Source organism: Streptomyces sp. NPDC090083, from assembly GCF_044747445.1.
In the GTDB taxonomy this organism is placed as follows: Bacteria; Actinomycetota; Actinomycetes; order Streptomycetales; family Streptomycetaceae; genus Streptomyces.
The window spans coordinates 127,487-150,202 of sequence record NZ_JBIVED010000008.1 but is presented as its reverse complement, the minus strand read 5'-3'; the positions used below and the strand labels follow the sequence as shown (position 1 = coordinate 150,202).

22 protein-coding genes are annotated in these 22,716 nt (G+C 71.8%); 18 read left to right on the top strand and 4 right to left on the bottom strand.

Annotated features, from left to right (window positions below; genetic code table 11):
- Nucleotides 1-19 precede the first annotated feature (19 nt).
- Together ACIPTO_RS27200 and ACIPTO_RS27195 are read left to right on the top strand one after the other, a co-directional pair.
- Nucleotides 20-586 (top strand): helix-turn-helix domain-containing protein, encoded by a 567-nt coding sequence (locus ACIPTO_RS27200; protein WP_366323013.1) that lies wholly within the window; start codon nucleotides 20-22, stop codon nucleotides 584-586.
- Entirely contained in the window at nucleotides 583-2,106 is a 1,524-nt protein-coding gene (locus tag ACIPTO_RS27195; RefSeq protein WP_401196373.1) for an MFS transporter, read from the top strand. Before ACIPTO_RS27200 ends, ACIPTO_RS27195 begins: the two co-directional genes overlap by 4 nt.
- 76 nt (nucleotides 2,107-2,182) lie before the next feature.
- Here the strand turns inward: ACIPTO_RS27195 and ACIPTO_RS27190 are convergent, their stop codons facing one another.
- Nucleotides 2,183-2,854 (bottom strand): lysophospholipid acyltransferase family protein, encoded by a 672-nt coding sequence (locus ACIPTO_RS27190; protein WP_366323017.1) that lies wholly within the window; start codon nucleotides 2,852-2,854, stop codon nucleotides 2,183-2,185.
- A gap of 319 nt (nucleotides 2,855-3,173) precedes the next feature.
- Between ACIPTO_RS27190 and ACIPTO_RS27185 the strand changes: the two genes are divergently transcribed.
- The 3 genes from ACIPTO_RS27185 (at nucleotide 3,174) to ACIPTO_RS27175 (ending at nucleotide 5,479) form a co-directional block, all read left to right on the top strand.
- A complete protein-coding gene (locus tag ACIPTO_RS27185) occupies nucleotides 3,174-4,355 on the top strand; it encodes a glycerophosphodiester phosphodiesterase (RefSeq protein WP_401196370.1) in 1,182 nt (393 codons plus the stop codon).
- Between the two features lie 73 nt (nucleotides 4,356-4,428).
- Entirely contained in the window at nucleotides 4,429-4,935 is a 507-nt protein-coding gene (locus ACIPTO_RS27180) for a sigma-70 family RNA polymerase sigma factor (RefSeq protein WP_366323021.1), read from the top strand.
- Nucleotides 4,936-4,981: 46 nt separating this feature from the next.
- Nucleotides 4,982-5,479, top strand: a complete 498-nt coding sequence (locus ACIPTO_RS27175) for a GNAT family N-acetyltransferase (RefSeq protein WP_366323023.1) — start codon at nucleotides 4,982-4,984, stop codon at nucleotides 5,477-5,479.
- On the opposite strand, the gene ACIPTO_RS27170 is transcribed toward ACIPTO_RS27175, so the two are convergent.
- Both ACIPTO_RS27170 and ACIPTO_RS27165 read right to left on the bottom strand, forming a co-directional pair.
- Nucleotides 5,469-5,927 carry a hypothetical protein gene (locus tag ACIPTO_RS27170; protein WP_401196367.1) on the bottom strand — a complete coding sequence of 153 codons (459 nt, stop codon included), beginning with the start codon at nucleotides 5,925-5,927 and terminating at the stop codon, nucleotides 5,469-5,471. The genes ACIPTO_RS27175 and ACIPTO_RS27170 overlap by 11 nt on opposite strands.
- Before the next feature lies 1 nt (nucleotide 5,928).
- Nucleotides 5,929-6,288 carry a hypothetical protein gene (locus ACIPTO_RS27165; protein ID WP_366323025.1) on the bottom strand — a complete coding sequence of 120 codons (360 nt, stop codon included), beginning with the start codon at nucleotides 6,286-6,288 and terminating at the stop codon, nucleotides 5,929-5,931.
- Nucleotides 6,289-6,338: 50 nt separating this feature from the next.
- Between ACIPTO_RS27165 and ACIPTO_RS27160 the strand changes: the two genes are divergently transcribed.
- The 10 genes from ACIPTO_RS27160 to ACIPTO_RS27115 all read left to right on the top strand — a co-directional run bounded on the left by ACIPTO_RS27160 (nucleotide 6,339) and on the right by ACIPTO_RS27115 (nucleotide 19,084).
- A complete protein-coding gene (locus tag ACIPTO_RS27160; protein ID WP_366323027.1) occupies nucleotides 6,339-6,989 on the top strand; it encodes an HAD family hydrolase in 651 nt (216 codons plus the stop codon).
- Between the two features lie 360 nt (nucleotides 6,990-7,349).
- Nucleotides 7,350-8,384, top strand: coding sequence for a methionine ABC transporter ATP-binding protein (locus tag ACIPTO_RS27155; protein WP_401196365.1), 1,035 nt, complete (start codon nucleotides 7,350-7,352; stop codon nucleotides 8,382-8,384).
- A complete protein-coding gene (locus tag ACIPTO_RS27150; protein ID WP_366323031.1) occupies nucleotides 8,381-9,085 on the top strand; it encodes a methionine ABC transporter permease in 705 nt (234 codons plus the stop codon). Before ACIPTO_RS27155 ends, ACIPTO_RS27150 begins: the two co-directional genes overlap by 4 nt.
- A 75-nt stretch (nucleotides 9,086-9,160) precedes the next feature.
- Nucleotides 9,161-9,994, top strand: a complete 834-nt coding sequence (locus tag ACIPTO_RS27145) for a MetQ/NlpA family ABC transporter substrate-binding protein (RefSeq protein WP_366323033.1) — start codon at nucleotides 9,161-9,163, stop codon at nucleotides 9,992-9,994.
- Between the two features lie 180 nt (nucleotides 9,995-10,174).
- A complete protein-coding gene (locus ACIPTO_RS27140; protein WP_366323035.1) occupies nucleotides 10,175-10,813 on the top strand; it encodes a GNAT family N-acetyltransferase in 639 nt (212 codons plus the stop codon).
- 118 nt (nucleotides 10,814-10,931) lie between these two features.
- Nucleotides 10,932-12,155 (top strand): precorrin-6y C5,15-methyltransferase (decarboxylating) subunit CbiE, encoded by a 1,224-nt coding sequence (gene cbiE / locus ACIPTO_RS27135; RefSeq protein WP_401196361.1) that lies wholly within the window; start codon nucleotides 10,932-10,934, stop codon nucleotides 12,153-12,155.
- A 384-nt stretch (nucleotides 12,156-12,539) separates the two neighbouring features.
- On the top strand, nucleotides 12,540-16,421 hold the full coding sequence (gene cobT / locus ACIPTO_RS27130; RefSeq protein ID WP_401196359.1) for a nicotinate-nucleotide--dimethylbenzimidazole phosphoribosyltransferase: 3,882 nt from the start codon (nucleotides 12,540-12,542) through the stop codon (nucleotides 16,419-16,421).
- Between the two features lie 143 nt (nucleotides 16,422-16,564).
- Entirely contained in the window at nucleotides 16,565-17,797 is a 1,233-nt protein-coding gene (gene cobA, locus ACIPTO_RS27125) for a uroporphyrinogen-III C-methyltransferase (protein ID WP_401196356.1), read from the top strand.
- A gap of 64 nt (nucleotides 17,798-17,861) precedes the next feature.
- Nucleotides 17,862-18,680, top strand: coding sequence for an RNA methyltransferase (locus ACIPTO_RS27120; RefSeq protein WP_019059837.1), 819 nt, complete (start codon nucleotides 17,862-17,864; stop codon nucleotides 18,678-18,680).
- Between the two features lie 8 nt (nucleotides 18,681-18,688).
- Entirely contained in the window at nucleotides 18,689-19,084 is a 396-nt protein-coding gene (locus ACIPTO_RS27115) for an NUDIX domain-containing protein (RefSeq protein WP_401196354.1), read from the top strand.
- A 64-nt stretch (nucleotides 19,085-19,148) separates the two neighbouring features.
- Here the strand turns inward: ACIPTO_RS27115 and ACIPTO_RS27110 are convergent, their stop codons facing one another.
- Entirely contained in the window at nucleotides 19,149-20,522 is a 1,374-nt protein-coding gene (locus ACIPTO_RS27110) for a serine/threonine-protein kinase (RefSeq protein ID WP_401196353.1), read from the bottom strand.
- Between the two features lie 196 nt (nucleotides 20,523-20,718).
- Between ACIPTO_RS27110 and ACIPTO_RS27105 the strand changes: the two genes are divergently transcribed.
- The 3 genes from ACIPTO_RS27105 (at nucleotide 20,719) to ACIPTO_RS27095 (ending at nucleotide 22,711) form a co-directional block, all read left to right on the top strand.
- Nucleotides 20,719-20,994 (top strand): hypothetical protein, encoded by a 276-nt coding sequence (locus ACIPTO_RS27105; RefSeq protein WP_033282228.1) that lies wholly within the window; start codon nucleotides 20,719-20,721, stop codon nucleotides 20,992-20,994.
- Nucleotides 20,995-21,211: 217 nt separating this feature from the next.
- A complete protein-coding gene (locus tag ACIPTO_RS27100) occupies nucleotides 21,212-21,421 on the top strand; it encodes a hypothetical protein (protein ID WP_366323049.1) in 210 nt (69 codons plus the stop codon).
- A gap of 348 nt (nucleotides 21,422-21,769) precedes the next feature.
- A complete protein-coding gene (locus ACIPTO_RS27095) occupies nucleotides 21,770-22,711 on the top strand; it encodes a phosphotransferase family protein (protein WP_401196349.1) in 942 nt (313 codons plus the stop codon).
- Nucleotides 22,712-22,716: the final 5 nt, after the last annotated feature.

Here is a 22,716-nt window from a genome sequence, read left to right as displayed (position 1 = left end):
CGTGGGTTACTGTTGTCTCATGGCCGTGGACCGTGACCACGTACTCCGCAGCGCCGCGGCGCTGCTCACCCGGAAATCCACGTCCACCATGGACGAGGTCGCCAAGGCGGCCGGGATCAGCCGGGCCACGCTGCACCGCCACTTCGCGGGGCGCGACGCGCTGGTGCGCGCGCTGGAGGCGCTGGGCATCGCCGAGTGCGAGTCCGCGCTGGACGCGGCCCGGCTGGACGAGGGCCCGGCCGCCGACGCCGTACGACGGCTGGTGCGGGCGATCGAGCCCGCCGCCGGACTCCTCGCGTTCCTCTACAGCGAGAACCAGCTCTTCGAGGGCGAGCAGCAGAACACCGGCTGGAACAGGATCGACCAGCGGATCGCCGCCCTCTTCCGGCGCGGCCAGGCCGGCGGCGAGTTCCGCATCGACCTCACCCCGGCCTGGCTCACCGAGGCGCTCTACGGCCTGCTGGCCTCCGGCGCCTGGGCGGTCCAGGAGGGCAGGGTCGCCGCCAACGACTTCACGCACATGATCGTCGAGCTGCTGCTCGGCGGCGCACTACGCAGAGACGAAACACGGAGAGAGGAATCATGACCAGCATCCTGCGGCCGGTGGTCGCGTCGGAGACGGAGAAGCGCCCGGGCCGGTGGCTCGCGCTCTCGGTCCTCGTGCTCGCCGTGCTGCTGGTGGCCGTGGACGCGACCGTCCTGGGCCTCGCGACGCCCTACATCAGCGAGGACCTGAAGCCGTCCGGCACCCAACTCCTCTGGATCGGCGACGTCTACTCCTTCGTCATCGCGGGCCTGCTCGTGTCGATGGGCAGCCTCGGCGACCGCATCGGCCGCAAGCGGATCCTGCTGATCGGCGCCACGGCGTTCGGCGCCATCTCGGTCCTCAACGCCTACGCGTCCACACCGGAGTTGATGATCCTGGCGCGGGCGCTGCTCGGTGTCGCGGGCGCGACGCTGATGCCCGCCACCCTCGCCCTGATCCGCAACCTCTTCCACGACCCGCGCGAACGCAGCCTGGCCGTGGGCATCTGGGGCGCGACGGCCTCCGCCGGCACGGCGGTCGGCCCGGTGGCCGGCGGCTTCCTCCTCGAACACTTCTGGTGGGGCTCGGTCTTCCTCATCAACCTGCCGGTCATGGCCGTCCTGGTCCTCGTCGGCATCAGGACGCTCCCGGAGTCCAGGAACCCCGACCCGGGCCCCTGGGACCTGATCAGCGTCACGCTCTCCCTGATCGGCGTGATCGGCGTGGTCTACGCCGTCAAGGAGGCCGCGACCCACGGCTTCGAGCTGCCCCCGCTCGCGGTGGGTGTGCTGGGCGCGGCGGCCCTTTACTGGTTCGTCCGCCGCCAACTCACCCTTTCCTCACCCCTGTTGGACATGCGCCTGTTCCGCAACCGCGGTTTCAGCGCGGCGGTCCTGGCCGACCTGCTGACCATCCTCGGCCTGTCGGGTCTGGTCTTCTTCCTCTCCCAGTACCTTCAACTCGTGCAGGGGCGGGGGCCGTTCGAGGCGGGCCTGGCCGAAATACCCGCGGCGGTGGGCGCGGTGGCGGCCGGTCTGATCGCGGGACGGGCGGCCCGCCGCTTCTCGGTCCGGGCGATCGTCGCCGGCGGCCTGGCGGCGGTCGGCCTGTCCCTGGCCGTGCTGACCACCCTGAACCAGTCCACCGCCTACCCGGTCCTCGGCGCCGCCCTGCTGGTCGTCGGCGTCGGCGCGGGCTTCTCCTTCACGGTGACGGCCGACGTCATCCTGTCCTCCGTACCGAAGGAACAGGCGGGCGCGGCCTCGGCGGTCTCGGAGACGGCCTACGAACTGGGCGCGGCCCTCGGCATCGCGGTACTCGGCTCGATCGTGACGGGCGTGTACCGGGGCTTCGCGGCTCCGGCGGGCACGCCGAGCGGGGCGCACGAGTCACTGGGCGGCGCGGTGGAGGCGGCGGGCGGCATGCCGGCACAGGCGGGCCAGGACATGCTGACGTCGGCGAGGGACGCCTTCGTCAGCGGCTTGAGCGTCGCATCGGCCGTGGGTGCAACGGTCCTACTGGCAACCGCGGTTGCCGCTTGGTTCATGCTGAAGGGGCAGAACCTGGACAACACCGTCTAGGGGGATGCCCTCAGGGGCGCGGGGAACTGGGCGACCAGCCCCCCACGCGCCCGAGAAGGGGTCGACCGCCGGAGGCCTACGCGGCCTTGGCCTTGGTGGCGTACATGTCGACGTACTCCTGGCCGGACAGCCGCATGACCTCGGTCATCACGGAGTCGGTCACGGCCCGCAGCACATAGCGGTCGCGGTCCATCCCCTCGTACCGGGAGAACTCCATCGCCTCACCGAAGCGCACGGTCACCTTCCCCGGCCGCGGGAAACCCGCCCCGCCCGGCTGCAGCTTGTCCGTGCCGATCATCGCGAACGGGACGACCGGCGCCCCGGTCATCATCGTGAGCCGGGCGATCCCGGTCCGCCCGCGGTACAGCCGGCCGTCGGGCGACCGGGTCCCCTCGGGGTAGATCCCGAAGACCTTGCCCTCCTCCAGGACGCGGCGGCCGGTCATCAGCGCGGCGACCCCGCCGTTCGCCCCGTCCCGGTCCACCGGGATCATCCCGACCCCGGTGAAGAACCAGGCCATGAGCCGCCCCTTGAACCCCTCACCGGTGACGTACTCGTCCTTGCCGATGAACAGCACCTGCCGGTCGCAGACCAGCGGAAGGATCATCGAGTCGATGAACGTGAGGTGGTTGCCGGCCAGGATCACCGGGCCGTCTCCCGGAATGTGCTCGATTCCCTCCACCTGGGGGCGGAACATCAGGCGCATGATCGGTCCGAGCACTGCCTTGATGAGCGCGAAGCGGGACAACGGGCCCTCCGGTGTCAAGGGGTTCGATATAAGTCTGTGCAGGTGAGGACGATACTCGCGGCGCCCGGGGTATTGCACATCGGGTTCACCGAGGTCTTACGCAGTGTTGACGCACGTTTACCTGCGGTGCCGCGCCAGGACCGCCCCGTAACCGGGCCGCCATGTTGTGACGCATCTCGCGTTCCTTGGTGACGGCGGGTCAAACCCGCCATCCCGTACGACATCCAGCGGCACCGTCGTGTTCCGGCCGACGTCTCCCGCCCGTCATCCGCGCGCCCCTACGATCGGCGCGCAGCGACGGGCGACGCCAGGAGGCTTCATGGACACGCAGGGAACACAGGGGCCGGACGAGCGAGCGGGCGGCACCGGACGGCGGGCGCTGCTCGGCGCCGCCGTGCTCGGCGCGGGAGTGGCCGCACTCGGACCGGCGGGCGCGGCGAGAGCCGCCGAGGCCACGACGGCCCGGCACGGCGGCGGTCTGAAGGACCTGCCCAAGCCGACGATCATCGGTCACCGCGGGACCAGCGGCTACCGCCCGGAGCACACCTTCGGCTCCTACGACTTGGCGCTCGACCTGGGTGCCGACATCGTCGAGGCCGGTGACCTGGTCCCCACCAAGGACGGCCACCTGGTCTGCCGGCACGAGCCGGAGATCGGCGGCACGACGAACGTCGCCGACCACCCCGAGTTCGCGGGCCGCAGGACGACCAAGCTGCTGGACGGCGTCTCCACGACCGGCTGGTTCACCGAGGACTTCACGCTCGCCGAGCTGAAGACCCTGCGCGCGATCGAGCGCATCCCGGCCAACCGCCCGCACAACACGCTCTACAACGGCCGCTGGGAGATCCCCACCTTCGAAGAGGTCCTCAGGTGGCAGGACGAGCAGACCCGCAAGCGCGGCAAGCAGGTCTGGATCTACCCCGAGATGAAGCACCCCACCTACTTCCGCAAGCGCGGCTTCGAGATGGAGAAGCTGCTCTCGGCGATCCTGCGCCGGCACGGCAAGGACCGCAGGAACTCGCCCGTCCTCATCCAGTCCTTCGAGCCGACCAGCATCGCGAAAATCGCCAGGCTGGTCGGCAACCCGCTGGTCGTGCTGCTGTCCGGCGCGGGCACCCGGCCCTTCGACTTCGTCGACCAGGGCGACCCGCGCACGGTCGACGACCTGGTCAGGCCGAAGGGCCTCGCGGAGATCGCGACGTACGCGGACGGCCTCGGCCCCACGCTCGACCTGATCATCACGAAGAACGCGGACGGCAGCCTGAACAAGGAGACGACCCTCGTCGCCGACGCGCACAGGGCGGGCCTGATCCTGCACCCCTACACCATGCGCAACGAGAACCCCTTCCTGCCGAAGGAGTACCAGAAGGGCACGGCCGCCGACGCCTACGGCGACGCGTTCGGCGCCTTCAAGCGGTACTTCGCCACCGGCATCGACGGTGTCTTCACCGACAACGCCGACACCGGCCTGCTGGCCCGCGCGGACTTCGTCAACGGCTGAGCCCCGCGCCCCGTTGGAGTGACAGACGGCCGCCCAGGCAACCTCGTGCCGGGGCGGCCACGTCGTGCCGCATATGACACACCAACTCGTCACCGCCCTGCGCCCACTGCTCGCCGCCGAGGCCTCTGCCGAGGCATATGCCTCCGGAACGGAGCCCGGCGACCTCGAACAGGCCGTCTGGCTCCGCCTCCTGGAGCTCCTCGACACCTCCGGCCCACCGGTCGACCCGCAGCGCTGGCTGCGCAGCGCGGTCCGCTCGGAGGCCCGGCGCACCCGCCGCACGGCCCGCCGGGAACAGTCGTACGGCGATGATCCCGTCGACGAGAGCGACCGCGGTCCGGAGCAGGCCGCGCTCACGGCGGCGCGGTACCGCGCGCTGCACGACGCGGTGAGCCGACTGCCCGGCCGGTGCCCGCGGCTGCTGGGGGCGCTGCTGTCGCCGAAGGACCTCACCTACCGCGAGATCGCGGGGGAGTTGGGTATCTCACAGGGCAGTCTCGGCCCGGAACGTTCCAGATGTCTGGGATGTCTTCGGCGATTGCTGACGCCGGAGGTTGCGGCGCTCGAAGCACGGGGATAGGAGTGAGGAACCAAGTGGCGATCAGGTGAGCGGGAGGCGTGCGCACATGGGCATGAGCGTGACCATCTCGGTGGCGACCGAGCAGGACGCAGAGCAGATCTTCAGACTGCAGTACCTGTGCTTCCAGAGCGAGGCGGCGCTGTACGGCAACTACCGCATCGACCCGCTCGTCCAGAGTCTCGACTCGGTCCGGAGCGAGGTCGGCGCCGACTGCGTCTTCGTCGCCCGGCTGGGCGAGGAAGTGGTCGGATCGGTCCGCGGCACGGTGACCGAGGACGGCGCGGCCGCCATCGGCAAGCTCTGCGTCCACCCCCGCCTCCAGGGCCACGGCATCGGCGCCCGCCTCCTCCGCGCGGCCGAAGCGGCCCTCGTGGAGGAGCGCGGCGCCAAGAAGTTCCGCCTCCACACCGGCCACCGCAGCGAGGGCAACCTCCGCCTGTACCGCCGCGTCGGCTACGAGACCGTGGGCACCTCCCAGGGCGACGACGGCGTACCGATGATCGTCCTGGAGAAGCCGGTCGAGGCCTACGTCGCTACGGCGTGACGGCGTCGGCGGTGCCGGTCGTGCGGTTCCTGCGCAGCCAGTACAGCGCGGACAGCGGCAGCAGCACGGGGATGAAGACGTACCCCGCGCCGTAGTACGACCAGACCGTCGCGTCCGGGAACGCCGAACTGTCGAACACGGTCAGCGTCCCGACGATGAGCACACCCGCGAGTTCGGCGGCGCAGCAGACCTGTGCCGCCCTGCGGGCCGTCTCGCCGCCGCGGATCAGGGAGTACGTGATGAAGCCGTACACCACGCCCGCCACGGCCGACAGCGAGTAGGCGAGCGGAGCCCGGTCGAACTCGGTGGAGATCTGGTACACCGAGCGGGAGACCGCGCCGACCACCATCACCCCGTAGAACCAGACGAGCAGCATCCCCGGCCCGCTGATGAGCCGCTTCGGCCGCCGTGCCGCGTGCTCCTCCGCGTTCTCGTCCGTGGTCGTCACCTCAGCCTCCCCAGATGTCGTAGAGCCGCACTTCGAGCACGGCGAGGACCACTCCGCCGGCCGCGGCCGTGATCGAACCCCAGCGGGTGCGCTCCGTCAGGGACATGAAACCCGCCGCCGGGACGGCCGCGAACGCGCCCAGCAGATACGCCACGAAGATCGTCGTGCCCTGCTCCGCCTTCTCGCCGCGCGCCAACTGCACGATCCCGACGACCAGTTGGACCGTGGCCAGCAGCGTGACCACCGCCATGCCGATGAAGTGCCAGTCCTTGGTCGGCTGATCACGGTAGGCCGCCCAGCCGCACCAGGCGGCGAGCAGCAGCGCGGCGACACCGGTCGCCAGCGTCAGGGCATCAAGCATGCAGAGACCCTATTACGGGCCCAGGTGCCTGTGACCGTAGGGTCGAGTGCATGAAGATCCGTGCTCAAGCCCTCCTGTTCGACAACGACGGCACCCTCGTCTCCTCCCTGGAATCCGTGGGCAGGTGCTGGACCCGGTGGGCGGAAGAGCTCGGGATCACCGCCGAGGACTTCGCGAAGGTCGAACTGCACGGGCGGACCGCCGTGGCGATAGCCGCCGACCTGCTGCCCGCCGACGCCGTCCCGGCCGCGGTCGCGCGGATCGAGGCGCTCGAGGTGGAGGACGTGCCCAACGGCGGCGCGGCCCTGCTGCCCGGCACCCGGGACCTCCTCGACGCGCTGCCCGCCGACCGGTGGGCCGTCGTCACCTCCGCCACCCGCCGCCTGGCCGAGGCCCGGCTCACGTACGCGGGCATCCTCCCCAAGACCCTCGTGGTCGCCGAGGACGTCACGCGCGGCAAGCCCGACCCCGAGCCGTATCTGCTCGCCGCCCGCCGGCTCGGTGTCGACCCGGCCGACTGCGTCGTCTTCGAGGACGCTCCGGCGGGGCTCCAGGCGGGCCGCGCGGCCGGAATGATCACCGTGGGATTGGCCACAACCCACCAGGCCCACGAGCTGGACGCCGACCTCGTGGTGAGCGACCTGTCGGCCCTGTCCGCGCTGGTCAGCGACGGGGGAGTGGAGATCTCCGCCCGCGCCTGACGGGTGTCCGCCGCTGTCCGGCATGCGGACAGCGGCCCTTTGTCAGGACCGTACGTCTGCTTTACTGATTCCATGACCACGACGAGCAGCCGCACCCTTGCGACCGAGGCGACCCTGACGCCCGGTGCTCGTTGTATGTGTCGAATGTGCGCCTTCTAGAAGGCCCCCGGACCGCCCCCGAGCCGTGGGGGTACCTCCCGCTCGAACGCAGTCGAGAGTGGGAGAGCCCCGAAGCGAGCCGTTGAGGCATGTCCACGCCCGCTGCGCCGTGCCGCACGCGGTGGACGCCGCCCAGCGCACAATTCCCCCTCGTACCCAGGGCACACCCACGCCCGCGTACCCGACAGTCATGGAACCCCAGTGATCACCACATCGGGCCTGACCAAGGTCTACCGCTCACGCGGCCGTGAGGTCACCGCCCTCGACGGCGTCGATCTCCACGTCCGCGAAGGCGAGGTCTACGGCGTCATCGGCCAGTCCGGCGCCGGCAAGTCCTCGCTCATCCGCTGCGTCAACCTCCTGGAGAAGCCCACCGCCGGCACGGTCACCGTCGCCGGGCAGGACCTCACCGCCCTCGCCGGCCGCGGACCGCGCGCCGGACGGGAACTCCGGCAGGCGCGCAGCCGTATCGGCATGGTCTTCCAGCACTTCAACCTGCTCTCCTCGCGGACCGTGCAGGACAACATCGAGCTGCCCCTCGAAATCCTCGGCAGGTCAGGGAAGGAGCGGTCCGCCAAAGCCCTCGAACTCCTCGACCTCGTCGGCCTCGCCGACAAGGCCACGTCCTACCCGGCGCAGCTCTCCGGCGGCCAGAAGCAGCGCGTCGGCATCGCCCGCGCCCTGGCCGGCGACCCCAAGGTGCTGCTCTCCGACGAGGCCACCAGCGCGCTCGACCCCGAGACCACCCGCTCCATCCTCCAGCTGCTGCGCGACCTGAACCGGCAGCTGGGCCTGACCGTCCTGCTCATCACCCACGAGATGGACGTCGTCAAGAGCGTGTGCGACTCGGCCGCGCTCATGGAGAACGGCCGCATCGTCGAGTCCGGCACGGTCGGCGAACTGCTCGCCACCCCCGGCTCCCAGCTCGCCTCCGCGCTCTTCCCCGTCACCGGTGAGGCGCACGGCACGGACCGCACGGTCGTCGACGTCACCTTCCACGGCGAGGCCGCGACCCAGCCCGTCATCTCGCAGCTCGCGCGCACCTACAACATCGACATCTCGATCCTCGGCGCCGCCATCGACACCGTCGGCGGACTCCAGGTCGGCCGCATGCGCATCGAACTGCCCGGCCGCTACGAGGACAACGTCGTGCCGATCGGCTTCCTGCGCGAACAGGGCCTGCAGATCGACGTGCTGGGCCAGGAGCCCGTACTGCTGAAGGAAGGTGCCCAGTGACCTGGTCGGAGATGCAGCCCCTGCTGTCCCAGGCGTGTTGGGACACGCTCTACATGGTCGGCTGGTCCACGGTCATCGCCGTCGTCGGCGGACTCCCGCTCGGCATCCTGCTGGTCCTGACCGACCGCGGCGGTCTGCTCCAGAACCTGGCCGCGAACAAGGTCATCGGCCAGATCGTCAACGTGGCCCGCTCGCTGCCGTTCATCATCCTGATGGTCGCGCTGATGGGCTTCACCCGGACGGTCACCGGTACGACCATCGGCCGCGAGGCCGCCATCGTGCCGCTCGCGATCGGGGCGATCCCGTTCTTCGCGCGCCTGGTCGAGACGGCTGTCCGGGAAGTGGACGGCGGGCTCGTCGAGGCCGTCCAGTCGATGGGCGGCAACACCTGGACCATCGTGCGCAAGGTCCTCGTCCCCGAGTCGCTGCCCTCGCTGATCTCCAGCACCACGACCACGATCGTCGCGCTCATCGGCTACTCCGCGATGGCCGGCACGGTCGGCGCCGGCGGCCTCGGCGACATCGCCATCCGCTACGGCTACCAGCGCTTCGAGACCCAGCTGATGTGGATCACCGTGGCGATCCTCGCGGTCGTCATCTCCCTCATCCAGTTCGCCGGCGACTACGCGGCCCGCTCCCTGCACCGGCGCGGCGGACGCACCGGCCCGGGGCCCAGGCTCCGGCTGCTGAAGGCCGCGTAGGCGGCCCGGCACTCCCACAGACTCCCCGCACCACCCAACGCGGGGTCGTAACACCCCTCAGGAAAGGCACTTTTCGTGCGTAACACCGCCAAGATCACCACCGCCGTCGCGGCCGCCGGAGCCCTCACCTTCGCGCTCTCCGCCTGCGGCTCGGGCAAGGACTCCTCCTCGGCCTCCGACTACAGCGGACCGCTGGTCGTCGCCGCGAGCCCCACCCCGCACGCCGAGATCCTCGACTACGTCAAGGACCACCTGGCGAAGAAGGCCGGACTCGACCTGGAGGTCAAGGAGTTCACCGACTACGTCACGCCGAACACGGCGACCGAGGACGGCTCGGTGGGCGCCAACTACTTCCAGAACAAGCCGTACCTCGACGACTTCAACAAGAAGAACGGCACCCACATCGTGTCCGTCGTCACGGTCCACCTGGAGCCGCTCGGCCTCTACTCCCACAAGGTCAAGAGCGCCGACGCCCTCAAGAGCGGCGCGACCGTCGCCGTCCCGAACGACAGCGTCAACGAGGCCCGCGCCCTCAAGCTGCTCGCGGCGAACGGACTGATCACCCTCAAGGCCGGTGTGGGCAACGAGGCGACCCCCGCGGACATCACGAAGAACCCGAAGAAGCTCACGTTCAAGGAGCTGGAGGCGGCCCAGACCCCGCGCTCCCTGGACGACGTCGACGCGGCCGTCATCAACGGCAACTACGCCATCTCCTCGGGCCTCAAGCCCGCCAAGGACGCCCTGGTCCTGGAGTCGGCGACGAACAACCCGTACGGCAACTTCCTCGCCGTGAAGAAGGGCAACGAGAAGGACCCGCGCGTCAAGAAGCTCGCGAAGCTGCTGACCTCGCCCGAGGTCAAGAAGTTCATCGAGGACAAGTACGCCGGTTCGGTCATCCCGTCCTTCTGAGTCATCACGTCCTTCTGACTCGTGTCGTACTTCGGAGTCGTCTTGTAGACAACTCGCCGCAACTCACGGGGTCCACCCACTCACCTTGGGTGGACCCCGTGGTGCGGTTCGGTGCTTTCATGCTGCATGCTGGGCAGTTCAGGTTGCCCTGAACATTTTCCGAAGGCTACGGAGCGGCGCATGACGAGCACCTTCCCCAACATCTCCATCAGCACGGAGCGGTTGGTGCTGCGGCCCCTCGACGAGGACGACGTCCCCGCGCTGACGGAGATGATGAACGACGAACAGGTCGGGTCCTGGACCGACGTCCCCCAGCCCTACTCCGAGGCCCAGGCCCGCCGTTGGATCACCGAGTACGCGCCCACCGCACGCACCTCGGGCCGCGGCCTCGACCTCGCCGTCACCGAGTTCCTCACCCAACGCCTCGTCGGCATCGTCCAGTTGACCAAGACCAACTGGCACATCCGGTCCACCGAGCTGTCGTACATCATCGCCCCCTGGGCACGCGGCGAGGGCTACGCCTCCGAGGCCGCGCTCGCCACCGCCCAATGGCTGTTCGGGGACCAGAAGCTGGAGCGCATCGAACTGCGCACCGCCGCCGACAACACCGCCTCCCAGCAGGTCGCGCAGAAGATCGGCTGCATCAGCGAGGGCGTCCTGCGGGGCGCGTGCATAGCGCACGTCCACGCCGACGACGGCACCTGGAGCGACGTCCGCACCGACTTCATCGTGTGGAGCCTCCTACCGGAGGACCTGGAGGGCACGGCCGAACAGCTCGCCGACGTCGACGGTTTCACGTCACTCGCCGACTGGAACTGACTTCGGCGGGGTACGGGCGGGGGAGCACCTCCCGGCCGCACCAGGTACCCTCACGGTGCCCGCGTGCGGGCCGCTTTCCCCGACGACCTGCGAAAAAACTCCCTGGAGACTGACGACGATGGCCGACCGCGTCACGGTGATCGGCTGGGACGGCTCTCCGCTGACCGCCGCGGCATGCTCCGCCCTCGCCGCCGCCACCCTCGTGGCCGGCGCCCCCCACCATCTCGCGCTCCCCGAGGTGTCGGAGCGCGCCGAGCGCATCCGCCTCGGCAGCGTCGCCCTCGCCGCCCGCCGGATCGCCGGACACCGCGGCTCCGCGGTCGTGTTCGCCGACGGCGACCCCGGCTTCTTCGGCGTCGTACGGACCCTGCGCGACCCCGAGTTCGGCCTTGAGGTCGAGGTCGTCCCCGCCGTCTCCTCGGTGGCCGCCGCCTTCGCCCGCGCCGGGATGCCCTGGGACGACGCGCAGGTGGTCGTCGCACACCGGCGCACCCTGCGACGCGCGGTGAACGTATGCCGGGCCCACACCAAAGTCGCCGTCCTCACCTCACCGGGCGCGGGACCCGCCGAGCTGGGCCTCCTCATGGAGGGCGTCCACCGCACCTTCGTGATCTGCGAGGAACTGGGCACCGAGCACGAACAGGTCACCGTCCTCACCTCCGACAAGGCCGCCGACCGCACCTGGCGCGACCCCAACGTCGTCATCGTCATGGGCGGCCCGGTCGGCCCCACCGTCGCCGGCGTCACCGGCGAGGGCTGGATCGCCGGCCGCGACCCGTCCGCCGTCGCCCGCGGCTGGACCCTCCCCGCCGAGGCCTACGGCGGCCGGCTCGGCGAGGGCGAGACGGATCTGCTCCGGGCCGCGCAACTCGCCCGCCTCGGCCCCCGCGTCGGCGACCTCGTGTGGGACATCGGCTGCGGCAGCGGCGCCTTCGCCATCGAGGCGGCCCGCGCCGGAGCCGCCGTCATCGCCGTCGACCGCGACACCCAGGCCTGCACCCGCACCGACTCCGCCGCCCGCAGCTTCGGCGTGCACCTCCAGATCGTCCGGGGCGACGCCCCGCACGTCCTGGAGAACCTCCCCGAACCCGATGTGGTGCGCGTCGGCGGCGGGGGAGTGGCGGTCGTCTCCGCGGTCGCCGACCGGCGCCCGCAGCGGCTCGTGGCGCACGCGGCCACCCGCGACGAGGCCGAGTTGATCGGCCGCGACCTGACGGAGCACGGCTACCACGTCGAGTGCGCCCTCCTGCAGTCCGTCGAACTCGACACCAGGGCCTGGACGGAGACGGAACGCAGCGTCGCGTTCCTGCTCAGCGGCCTCCTTCCGGAACGCGTTTCCTGACCTCTCACTCCGTCCCCGTGATCCTGTTGTCGTACTGCGCGCGGTAGGCTGGCGGACTGTTGTACCGCTTCGGGTGACCCGGCACTTCGTTCGTCAATGTCCGGAAAACCCGCCCGTTTTGGGGTGAGTGTGGTACGGCGAAACCGGAGGACGCGCAACGTGGCGCAGTCCACAGCGGACCGTCGCGGATCAAGCTGTCGCGACGGCTGATCGGCCGCGACAATGCCAGTGAATGGCTTTGTCGTCTAAATGGCTTTGTCGCTTTTTGACGCCGGGTCGTTCGTGCCGCTGGACAGGCACGCTCGTTCTCCACTGCGGGGCGGTCGGTGCGCCGTTCCCGGTGAGCGGGTCGTAGAAGCACTAACCGATGGGCGAGGGGTACGCATGACCGACACCGGCCAGATCCCGGCCGAGGGGCTGCCGGAGAACGCAGGCATGGTGGAACAGCCGGGCGTTCCCGCGCACGGCGCGTACACCTACCTCTCCGAGACCACCGCCGAGGACGAAGACCTCCTGCTGCTGCCGGGCGCCCAGGGCGCCTGGGGCAACGAGGTCCCGCCCCCCGCCCCCGAGCCCGTGGTCGAGACCGTCCACGAGCCCGCTCCGCAGGAGCAGGCCGCGCCGGAGCAGGTCGCCTACGAGGGTGCCGCGCACGACGGCACGGCGTACGAAGGCGCGGTGTACGACGCTGCCGCCTACGAGGCCGCCGCACCGGAGCCGGTCGCGCCCGAGGCCGCCGTGCCCGAGTCCGGTCCGCAGGAAGCCGTCGTGCACGAGCCGGGTCCGCACGAGACGGACGGGCGTGACAGCGGTGCGGTCGATCTGGGTGCCGTCAGGCATCCCGCACCGCCACCGCCCGCTCCTGTCCCGCCGCGCCGTCCGCTCCACCTCGGCCCGCCCCTCCCGGACACCTCGGCCAGCCCGGTCCGTTCCCTCGCCGACCGCGGCCCCGCGGGCGCGCCGGTACGGCAGCCGGTCCCGGCGGCGACCGGCCCCGAGTACTTCGACGCGCCCCAACTCCGTGACCTGCCCCCGCAGGGCGCGTCCCCGTGGGGCGTCCAGCCGCCGGTGGGCGCGGGGCCGCGGACAGCGGAAACGGTTGTTCCGCTTGTCGAACCGGGCCACGAATCCGCGGAGCAGCCGGCACCGGCGCAGGCTCCGGTCGCGGTGGGCGGTGGCATCGCGACAGCCCTGGACTCAGGCGTCGTCGCGCCCGAGCCTGGCCCGGTCACGGCCATGGCCGCGAGTGCCGGCACCGGTGCGGGGCTGGCGCAGGCGCCCGAGGCCGGGACCGCCTGGCAGGTGCAGGGCCAGATGGTCGCCGGGGAGCCCGCGACCCCGTTCGCCCACGTCAGCACCGAGACCTCAGGGAACGCCGGGGTCCACGAGACGGGCCAACTGCCCGGGGGCGTACAGCTTTCCGCCGCCGGCCAGCCGCCGGAGCAGCCCCAGGAGCCGGCGCAGGCCCGGTTCCACGCGCACGGCGCCGAGCCGGAGTCCGTACCGGACGCCGCTGCCGCCGCCGAGAGCGCGGTCGCTCCGGTGGCCGAGGACGTGCCGGTGGGCGGCACGGGTCCGGCTCCCGACGAGACGCCGGTCATGGCCGCCGGTCCGGTTCCCGAGGGTGTGCCCGTCGTGGCCGCCGCGCAGGAGCCGCAGCCGGAACAGCTCGTCGCGGAGGCCGTACCGGTGGCCGAGGAGCCGTTCGTCGCCGAGGCCGCGGCCACTCCCGAGCAGGCCCCGGCGGCCGACCAGGTCTTCACGGCCGAGCAGGCTCACGCGGCGGAGCCGGGTCCTGCAGTGGAGCACGCTCCCGTGATGGAGCAGGCGCTCGACACCCCGCCCGTCCACGAGGCCGCCCCCGTCCAGGAGATCGCCCCCGTCGACGGCCCGGCCGACGTCCAGGAAGCGGCCCCGACTCAGCCCGCCCCCACGGAGGTTGAGCCCCCCTTCGCCCCGGAGACCCCCGCCTTCGCCGAAGCCGCCCCGGCCATGACCGGGCTGCCCGAGCCCGAAGCGGTCGTGGAAGCCGCACCCGCACCCGCGGCCGACCCCGCACCGGAGCCGTCCCCCGTCGTGGCGGAGGTCCCCGGCCCGCTGCCCGAGCCCGAGCCCGTGGTGGAGGCCGAGGCGCTGCCGGAGCCGGAGCCGGTCCTCCCGGCCGTGCCGCAGGCGCAGCCGGCCACTCCCGAGGAGGTGGAACCCGTCCAGCCCCCACAGGCGGACGCGGACGACCGATCGGCGAGCGCGCCGCCGCCGCACCCGGACGACTCGCTGGGCCGTTTCGTGCCGGTGGAGGGCTCGGTGCCCACCACCCCGCACCTCGCGCCGACCCCGCCGCACCCGCTCACGCTGCCCCCGGAGGAGCAACTCGTCGGCGCGGAGGACGCGTTCGCCGCCGTGCCCGCACCCCGTGAGGCGGACGCCGACCTCGGACCGGAACTCGTACAGCACGCCGACGACCTGGACACCCGGGCCGCCGATCAGGAAGAAGAGAGCACGGCCGCAGTGGAAGACGTACGAGAGTCCACCGGCCCGGCCGCTCCCGCCTACGACGACGCCGAGCGCGAGGCCGTGCTGAAGGTGATGCGCGAGCGCCGGGACATCCGCAACGGCTTCCGCAGCGACCCGATCCCGCACGACGTGCTGCTGCGGGTGCTGGAGGCCGCGCACACCGCGCCGTCGGTCGGGCACTCGCAGCCGTGGGACTTCGTGGTCATCCGGTCCGCCGAGACCCGCCGCGCCATGCACGAACTGGCCGAGAGCCAGCGCGAGGCGTACGCGAAGTCGCTGCCCAAGGGCAGGGCCAAGCAGTTCAAGGAACTGAAGATCGAGGCCATCCTCGACACCCCGGTGAACATCGTCGTCACCGCCGACCCCACCCGCGGCGGCCGCCACACGCTCGGCCGGCACACCCAGCCGCAGATGGCGCCCTACTCCGCCGCGCTCGCCGTCGAGAACCTCTGGCTCGCCGCCCGCGCCGAGGGCCTCGGCGTCGGCTGGGTCAGCTTCTTCGACGAGCGTGAGATGGTCCGCGCGCTCGGCCTGCCGGAGCACCTGGAGGTCATCGCGTACCTCTGCGTCGGCTACGTCGACGAGTTCCCGGACGAGCCCGAACTGATGCAGGCGGGCTGGTCCAAGCGCCGCCCGCTGTCCTGGGTCGTGCACGAGGAGACCTACGGCCGCCGGGCGCTGCCCGGCGAGGACCCGCACGACCTGCTCGCGGAGACCGTCGCCGGGATCCGTCCGCTGGACGCGAAGGCGCTCGGCGAGGCGTGGGAGCGGCAGAAGCGGATGACGAAGCCGCCGGGCTCGCTCGGCATGCTGGAGATCATCTCCGCGCAGCTGTCCGGACTCTCCCGGCAGTGCCCGCCGCCGATCCCGGAGCCCGCGGCCGTCGCGATCTTCGCGGGTGACCACGGTGTGCACGCGCAGGGCGTCACGCCCTGGCCGCAGGAGGTCACTGCCCAGATGGTCGCCAACTTCCTCGGCGGCGGGGCGGTCTGCAACGCCTTCGCGAGCCAGGTGGGCGCCGAGGTGTGCGTCGTGGACGTCGGCGTGGCCTCCGAACTCCCGGCCACGCCGGGCCTGTTGCCCCGGAAGATCCGGGCCGGCACGTCCGACATGACGACCGGTCCCGCGATGTCCCGCGAGGAGGCCAAGCAGGCCATCGAGGTGGGCATCGAGACCGCCCGCGACCTGGTGGCGGCCGGCAACAAGGCGCTGCTCACCGGTGAGATGGGCATCGCGAACACCACCGCGTCGGCGGCCCTGATCTCGGTGTTCACGGGCACCGACCCCGCCGAGGTCACCGGCCGGGGCACCGGCATCAACGACGAGACCCTGGCCCGCAAGACGGAGGTCGTGCGCCGCGCGATCGACGTCCACCAGCCGGACCCGGCCGACCCGATCGGCGTCCTCGCCGCGGTCGGCGGCTTCGAACACGCGGCGATGGTCGGTCTGTTGCTCGGCGGCGCGTCCCTGCGCACGCCGGTGATCCTGGACGGCGTCAGCGCCGGCGCCGCGGCCCTCGTCGCCCGGGCGATCGCCCCCGAGGTCCTCGCGGCCTGCATCGCGGGCCACCGCAGCGCCGAACCCGGTCATGTGGCCGCGCTCAACAAGCTCGGCCTGCGCCCCCTGGTCGACCTGGACCTCCGCCTCGGCGAGGGCACGGGCGCGCTGCTGGCCCTGCCCCTGGTGCAGAGCACGGCGCGGGCGATGCACGAGGTCGCGACGTTCGACTCCGCAGGAGTGACGGAGAAGTAGGCGCCCGCGGTCGGCGGTGCGGCCCAGCCGGTGGACCGGCTGGGCCGTTCTGCCGCCCTGCCCTTAAAATCTGCACGTCAGGGCCACCGCGCGCCGTGAGAGCACGCGGGGGAGACCCGCCGTACAAGAGGAGCCACACCCTCATGGCCGAACACCCCGCCTACCCCGTAGGCCTCCGCCTCACCGGCCGCAGGGTCGTCGTCCTCGGCGGCGGACAGGTCGCCCAGCGCCGCCTGCCCGCGCTGATCGCGGCGGGCGCGGACATCCTCCTCGTGTCCCCTGTGGCGACCCCGTCCGTCGAGGCGATGGCGGACGCGGGCGAGATCGCCTGGGAGCGCCGCCCGTACGCGGAAGGCGACGTGGCGGACGCCTGGTACGCCCTGATCGCGACCACGGACCCGGAGGCGAACGCCCGGGCCTCCGCCGAGGCCGAGGCCCACCGCGTCTGGTGCGTCCGTTCCGACGACGCCGACCAGGCCACCGCGTGGACCCCGGCGACGGGCCACAGCGAGGGCGTGACGGTCGCCGTCCTCACGACCGACGCGCGTGGCCGCGACCCCCGGCACACGGCGGCCATCCGCGACGCGGTCGTGGCGGGCCTGCGCGACGGCACCCTCGTCGCCCCGCACCACCGCACCCGCACCCCGGGCGTGGCCCTGGTCGGCGGCGGCCCCGGCGACCCGGACCTCATCACGGTCCGCGGGCGCCGTCTGCTCGCCGAGGCCGACGTGGTCATCGCCGACCGCCTCGGCCCCCGCGACCTCCTCGCCGAACTGCCCCCGCACGTCGAGGTGATCGACGCGGCGAAGATCCCGTACGGCCGGTACATGGCTCAGGAGGCCATCAACAACGCCCTGATCGAGCATGCCCGCCAGGGCAGGTCGGTGGTCCGCCTCAAGGGCGGCGACCCCTTCGTCTACGGCCGTGGCATGGAGGAGATCCAGGCGCTCGCGGAGGCTGGCATCCCGTGCACGGTCGTGCCGGGCATCTCCAGCTCGATCTCGGTGCCGGCCGCGGCGGGCATCCCCGTCACCCACAGGGGTGTCGCACACGAGTTCACGGTGGTGAGCGGCCATGTGGCCCCTGACGACGAGCGCTCGCTGGTCGACTGGCCGTCCCTGGCCAGGCTGACCGGCACCCTCGTGGTCCTCATGGGCGTGGACAAGATAGGGAAGATCGCCGAGACCCTGATCGCGCACGGCAAGCCGGCCGACACCCCCGTCGCCCTGATCCAGGAGGGCACCACGGCCGCCCAGCGCCGGGTGGACGCGACCCTGGCGACGGTCGGCGAGACCGTACGCACCGAGGACGTGCGGCCGCCCGCGGTGATCGTCATCGGCGCGGTGGTCGCCGTAGGACCGAAGGAACTCGCGTAACCCCGGGTAACACAACCCGTTCCCAGCCGTTGGCACCACACCCAGGACAAGGCAGTATCACCCTGTGGCCGATCTCATCACCGTTGAGGATCCCGACGACCCCCGCCTGCGTGATTACACGGGCCTGACCGACGTGGAGCTGCGCCGCAAGCGCGAACCGGCCGAGGGCCTGTTCATCGCCGAGGGCGAGAAGGTCATCAGACGGGCCAAGGACGCGGGCTACGAGATGCGGTCGATGCTGCTCTCCGCGAAGTGGGTCGACGTCATGCGCGACGTCATCGACGAACTCCCCGCACCCGTCTACGCGGTGAGCCCCGAACTGGCCGAACGCGTCACGGGCTACCACGTCCACAGAGGCGCCCTGGCCTCCATGCAGCGCAAACCGCTCCCCACCGCCGACGAACTCCTGCAGACCACCCGCCGGGTCGTGGTCATGGAGTCGGTCAACGACCACACCAACATCGGCGCGATCTTCCGCTCGGCGGCGGCCCTCGGCATGGACGCGGTACTGCTGTCGCCCGACTGCGCGGACCCGCTGTACCGCCGCAGCGTCAAGGTCTCCATGGGCGCGGTCTTCTCCGTCCCCTACGCCCGCCTCGACAGCTGGCCCAAGGGCCTGGAGTCGGTCCGGGAGGCAGGCTTCACGCTCCTGGCCCTCACCCCCGACGAAAAGGCGAAGAGCCTCGACGAGGCCGCGCCCCACCGCATGGACCGAGTGGCCCTCATGCTGGGAGCGGAGGGCGACGGCCTGTCCACCCAGGCCCTGGTGGCCGCCGACGAATGGGTCCGCATCCCCATGGCCCACGGCGTCGACTCCCTCAACGTGGGTGCCGCCGCCGCGGTCGCCTTCTACGCGGTGGCCACCGGCCGCCCCGAACTCTAGGAGCCCGCTTGGCCCAGCGCGAGGCGATCGTCGCCGTACTCCGACGCGCGGACCGCGTCCTCGTCATCCGGCGCGGCCCCGACTCGTCGAGCCCCGGCTACTGGGCCCCGCTCAGCGGCAAGCTGGAACCAGGCGAAACCCAGGAAGAAGCCCTGGTCAGAGAGGTCCACGAGGAAGTCGGCCTCGCGGTCTCCCCCCTGACCAAGGTCTGGGAGTCCCAGGCGTACGACGGCCGCTTCCGCCTCCACTGGTGGACCGCCACCGAAACAGGCGACGGCACGATCGTCCCCGACCCGGCCGAGGTCTCCGAGGTCCGCTGGGTCACACCGACCGAGTTCCTGAAACTGACCCCGCTCTTCGAGGCGGACCGGGAGTTCTTCGAGCGGGTCTGGCCGGGGCTGTAGGCGCGGGAGTCAACTCCAGTACTCTCCACCCCGGGCCCGCACCACTCAGCGAAAAAGCGCCCTGCTACTCCCTGACCCCACCCGGAACGGAACTGTTCGCCCCCACGACACTGCCACGCCCCACGGGCCCAAGCCCATGGGCCGGCCCGGAACACCCCTGAGCCACCGCGATCCCCAACGCCACCAGCAACGTCACCACGACGAACACGAACAACCGCTGCCGCAGCAGCCGCGGATTCGCCGGCCGCAACTTGGTACCCGTGGTCCGCGGACCCGACCGCCCCGCCCCACTGCGGGGCGCGGGCCGACTCCCACTGCCGCCACCACCGGACCGCGTCGTGCTGCGCCCCGCCGGAGTCGGCCGAGGCTGCCCCGGCCGGGACGGCACCCCGCCCCCACGCGACGGACTGCCGCCCCCACGCGACGGACTGCCGCCACCCCGGGACGACGGAGCCGCACCACGCGGCGCCGGAGTACCCTGCGGACCCTGCGGATGCGGCCGCCGCCCGCCCTGTGTCCGCTGCTGCTCCGGATAGCTGTCGGCAAGCCGCCCGGTGGGTCGATCCGCCTCGGCCGCCCGCGGCGAAGGCGGCCGGACATCAGCCATCCCCTGCGCCTCGCGCGCCGCGATCTCCTTGAGCCGCAAGGACAGCTGAAGCGTGCTGGGCCGCTCCTCGGGATCCTTCGCGAGGCACGCGCGGACCAGCGGCGCGAGCGCGTCGGGCACCCCGTGCAGCTGCGCCTCCTCGTGCACCACGCGGTACAGCATGACCTCGGAACTACCGTGCCCGAAGGGCGAGTCGGAGGTGGAGGCGTAAGCGAGCGTGGCCCCGAGCGAGAACACGTCGGTGGCCGGAGTGACGGCCGCCCCCCGCACCTGCTCGGGGGCGAGGAATCCCGGCGACCCGACCGCCGTACCGACATGTGTGAGCGTCGACGCCCCGGTCGCCCAGGCGATCCCGAAGTCGATGATCCGCGGGCCCTTGGGGGAGAGGAGGATGTTCGACGGCTTGAGGTCCCGGTGGACGACCCCGGCCTCGTGCACCGCGACGAGCCCCTCGGACAGGGCGGCCCCGATCGCGGCGACCTCGGCGGCACCGAGCGCGCCCTCGTCGGCGACCTTGTCGTGCAGGGAGGGCCCGGGCACGTACTGCGTGGCGAACCACGGCCGATCGGCGTCGAGATCCGCCGCGACGAGCCGGGCGGTGCACCCGCCGCGGATCCGCCGGGCCGCCGAGACCTCGCGCGCGAACCGCGAACGGAACTCCTGGTCCTCCGCCAGATCCGGCCGGATGACCTTCAGCGCGACCCGCTGTCCCTTGCGGTCGGAGCCCAGATAGACGACGCCCATGCCCCCCGCGCCGAGCCGTCTGTGAAGCCTGAACGAGCCGACGACGCGCGGGTCCTCGCGCCTCAGGCGCATCATCGCCATGTTCATCCCCGCTGCCCGGTCCGTGTGACGAGCGACAGCTTACGTTTCCACGGGCGCCCGCGCGCAAAGGCCGCGCCCTCTCCGACCGACGGATTGTCAGTGCCGGGTGGGAAACTTGAAGAGTGGTCAGAGGCGTTGCGAGCGGCAGGACTTCACATCACCTCGGACCCCAACCAACCATCACAGAAGGGGGATTGAGCGCGTGAAGGGTGATCGCGTCGAGATAGTGGTGGACGCCGGCGACACAACACGTACCTACGAGGTGGTGGCGAGCAGGGCGGGCCGCCGGGTGGAGACGGCGGTGCGCAGAGGGGTGGTGGAAGTGAGCGAAGTCACCCGTAGCGGCTCCGTCGTGCGTACGGCCCGCTTCATGGCGACCAGGGTCCTCGCCCTGGTGGAGCAGCCGGTCCCGCGGGAGGACAGCTCAGAGAAAGCGGGGCACACCGGACTCCCCCTCCGGGAAGACCCCGAGACCTAGGAGCCGGTCTCCACCCAGGGGAGTAGTTCGCAGGTCATTGCTCATCCTCCGGGAGGCCCGCCAATCGGTACGAGGGCATGACGACCCGCACCCGCCGTACGCCTAGATTTGAGGTCAAGCGGCGGGTGCAGCACTCGTCCCCCGAGGTCAGACACCCGCCGCTGCCAAAGCAAAGACAACAGAGTTTGGTCAACGGAGCACGGTCAGGAGAGGGACCATGGCCCAGACGGCACCGCGGGCATTGATCCGCACCGAGGGACGCAAGGCGTACGACGCGGCGTTCCGCACCCGCCGCACGGGCCGTCGCCACCCACTGGTGGCGACCTTGATGGCACTTCCCCTGGCGGTCCTGCTGCTGGTCGTCTTCGACGGCTGGGAGACCGTGGCCACACAAGCGTCGTCCGTGGGAGTGATGCTGGGGCGCTGAGCGGCGACCCCAGGCCCGGAAGAGCGGTCCGGGCGGGGACATCCACCCATGAAACCCCGTGGGGACGGGGGTGCGGCGGACGGCAAAAAAAGCCGGCGCAGCTGGGGAGCTGCGCCGGCTTTGCTTTGCCCGGAGCCCACGTCGGACACCCCCGAGCTGAAGCGCCCCAAGCTGATGCGCGCGCCAAGGCGGGCGCCCTGAAGGGGCGCGGGGAACTGCGCGCCCAGCCCCCACCGCACCACACGCGCAACCCACCCGATCCCCGGACCCAGCGCCCCTGACCCCGCGACCCCCCCGATCCCCATTGCGTACGCTCCCGACGAGAACCGCGCGACCCCGGGGGACCCGATGACCACCCACCACCTGCTGCCCGACCTGACGACCCGGGCCACAACCACCGCACACACCCGGACCCCCACCTGCCCGTGCGGAACCACCGCCACCCTCACCGACCGCCCCGACGGCACGGTCGTCCGCCACGAATCCACCGTGGCCAAGGCCCATGCCCCGCACACGGACCCCGCCGACCTCACGGCCCGCCTCACCACGGCCGCGGAACTTCCCACCGTCCTCCTGCCCCCGCTCACCCCCATCCCCCTCCACCTGCACGAGCGCCTGGTGACCTGCTGGCCCTACGGCACCCCCGTGGACCCGGACGACCCGGACGCCGCCCCCTGGGAAGCCGCGGCCACCCTCCTCGCCCACCTGCACCGCACCCCACCCCCCACCCCTCTCCCGCCCATGCGAGGCCCCCTCAAGGCCCTCCGGGCGATCACCCGCCTCCGCGAGGCCGACGGCAGCCATCCCGCCATCACCCCCGTCCTGCGCGCCTGGACCCTGCTCCCCGCCTGGGCCCGCGCGGAGGAACCCCAGCCGGACACCACCACCCTCTGCCACGGCGACCTGCACCTCGGCCAACTGGTCCGCCACCTGGCCCCCGACGGCCCGTGGCTCCTGATCGACGTCGACGACATGGGCGTGGGAGTCCCCGCCTGGGACCTCGCCCGCCCCGCCGCCTGGTACGCCTGCGGACTGCTCCCACCCGACGAATGGTCCCGCTTCCTGAACGCCTACCGTGCGGCGGGCGGCCCGGCGGTCCCCGCGACCGGCGACCCCTGGCCCGCCCTGGACGTCCCGGCCCGCGCCCTCACCGTGCAGACCGCGGCCCTCGCCGTCGTGAAGGCGGTCGCGGCGGACCGCCCGCTGGACGAGGTGGAGCGCGCGGTCGTGGACGCGTGTGACCGAATGGGTTCCGCAGCGCCCGAGTTGGCGCCCGGAATCGCGAAGTAGGCTGC

Excerpts from the sequence above, each read along its gene's own strand:
- ACIPTO_RS27200 (WP_366323013.1), top strand. The coding sequence starts at position 20 with ATGGCCGTGGACCGTGACCACGTACTCCGCAGCGCCGCGGCGCTGCTC.
- ACIPTO_RS27195 (WP_401196373.1), top strand. The coding sequence starts at position 583 with ATGACCAGCATCCTGCGGCCGGTGGTCGCGTCGGAGACGGAGAAGCGC.
- ACIPTO_RS27185 (WP_401196370.1), top strand. The coding sequence starts at position 3,174 with ATGGACACGCAGGGAACACAGGGGCCGGACGAGCGAGCGGGCGGCACC.
- ACIPTO_RS27180 (WP_366323021.1), top strand. The coding sequence starts at position 4,429 with ATGACACACCAACTCGTCACCGCCCTGCGCCCACTGCTCGCCGCCGAG.
- ACIPTO_RS27175 (WP_366323023.1), top strand. The coding sequence starts at position 4,982 with ATGGGCATGAGCGTGACCATCTCGGTGGCGACCGAGCAGGACGCAGAG.
- ACIPTO_RS27165 (WP_366323025.1), bottom strand. The coding sequence starts at position 6,288 with ATGCTTGATGCCCTGACGCTGGCGACCGGTGTCGCCGCGCTGCTGCTC.
- ACIPTO_RS27160 (WP_366323027.1), top strand. The coding sequence starts at position 6,339 with ATGAAGATCCGTGCTCAAGCCCTCCTGTTCGACAACGACGGCACCCTC.
- ACIPTO_RS27140 (WP_366323035.1), top strand. The coding sequence starts at position 10,175 with ATGACGAGCACCTTCCCCAACATCTCCATCAGCACGGAGCGGTTGGTG.
- cbiE (WP_401196361.1), top strand. The coding sequence starts at position 10,932 with ATGGCCGACCGCGTCACGGTGATCGGCTGGGACGGCTCTCCGCTGACC.
- cobT (WP_401196359.1), top strand. The coding sequence starts at position 12,540 with ATGACCGACACCGGCCAGATCCCGGCCGAGGGGCTGCCGGAGAACGCA.
- cobA (WP_401196356.1), top strand. The coding sequence starts at position 16,565 with ATGGCCGAACACCCCGCCTACCCCGTAGGCCTCCGCCTCACCGGCCGC.
- ACIPTO_RS27110 (WP_401196353.1), bottom strand. The coding sequence starts at position 20,522 with ATGAACATGGCGATGATGCGCCTGAGGCGCGAGGACCCGCGCGTCGTC.
- ACIPTO_RS27100 (WP_366323049.1), top strand. The coding sequence starts at position 21,212 with ATGGCCCAGACGGCACCGCGGGCATTGATCCGCACCGAGGGACGCAAG.
- ACIPTO_RS27095 (WP_401196349.1), top strand. The coding sequence starts at position 21,770 with ATGACCACCCACCACCTGCTGCCCGACCTGACGACCCGGGCCACAACC.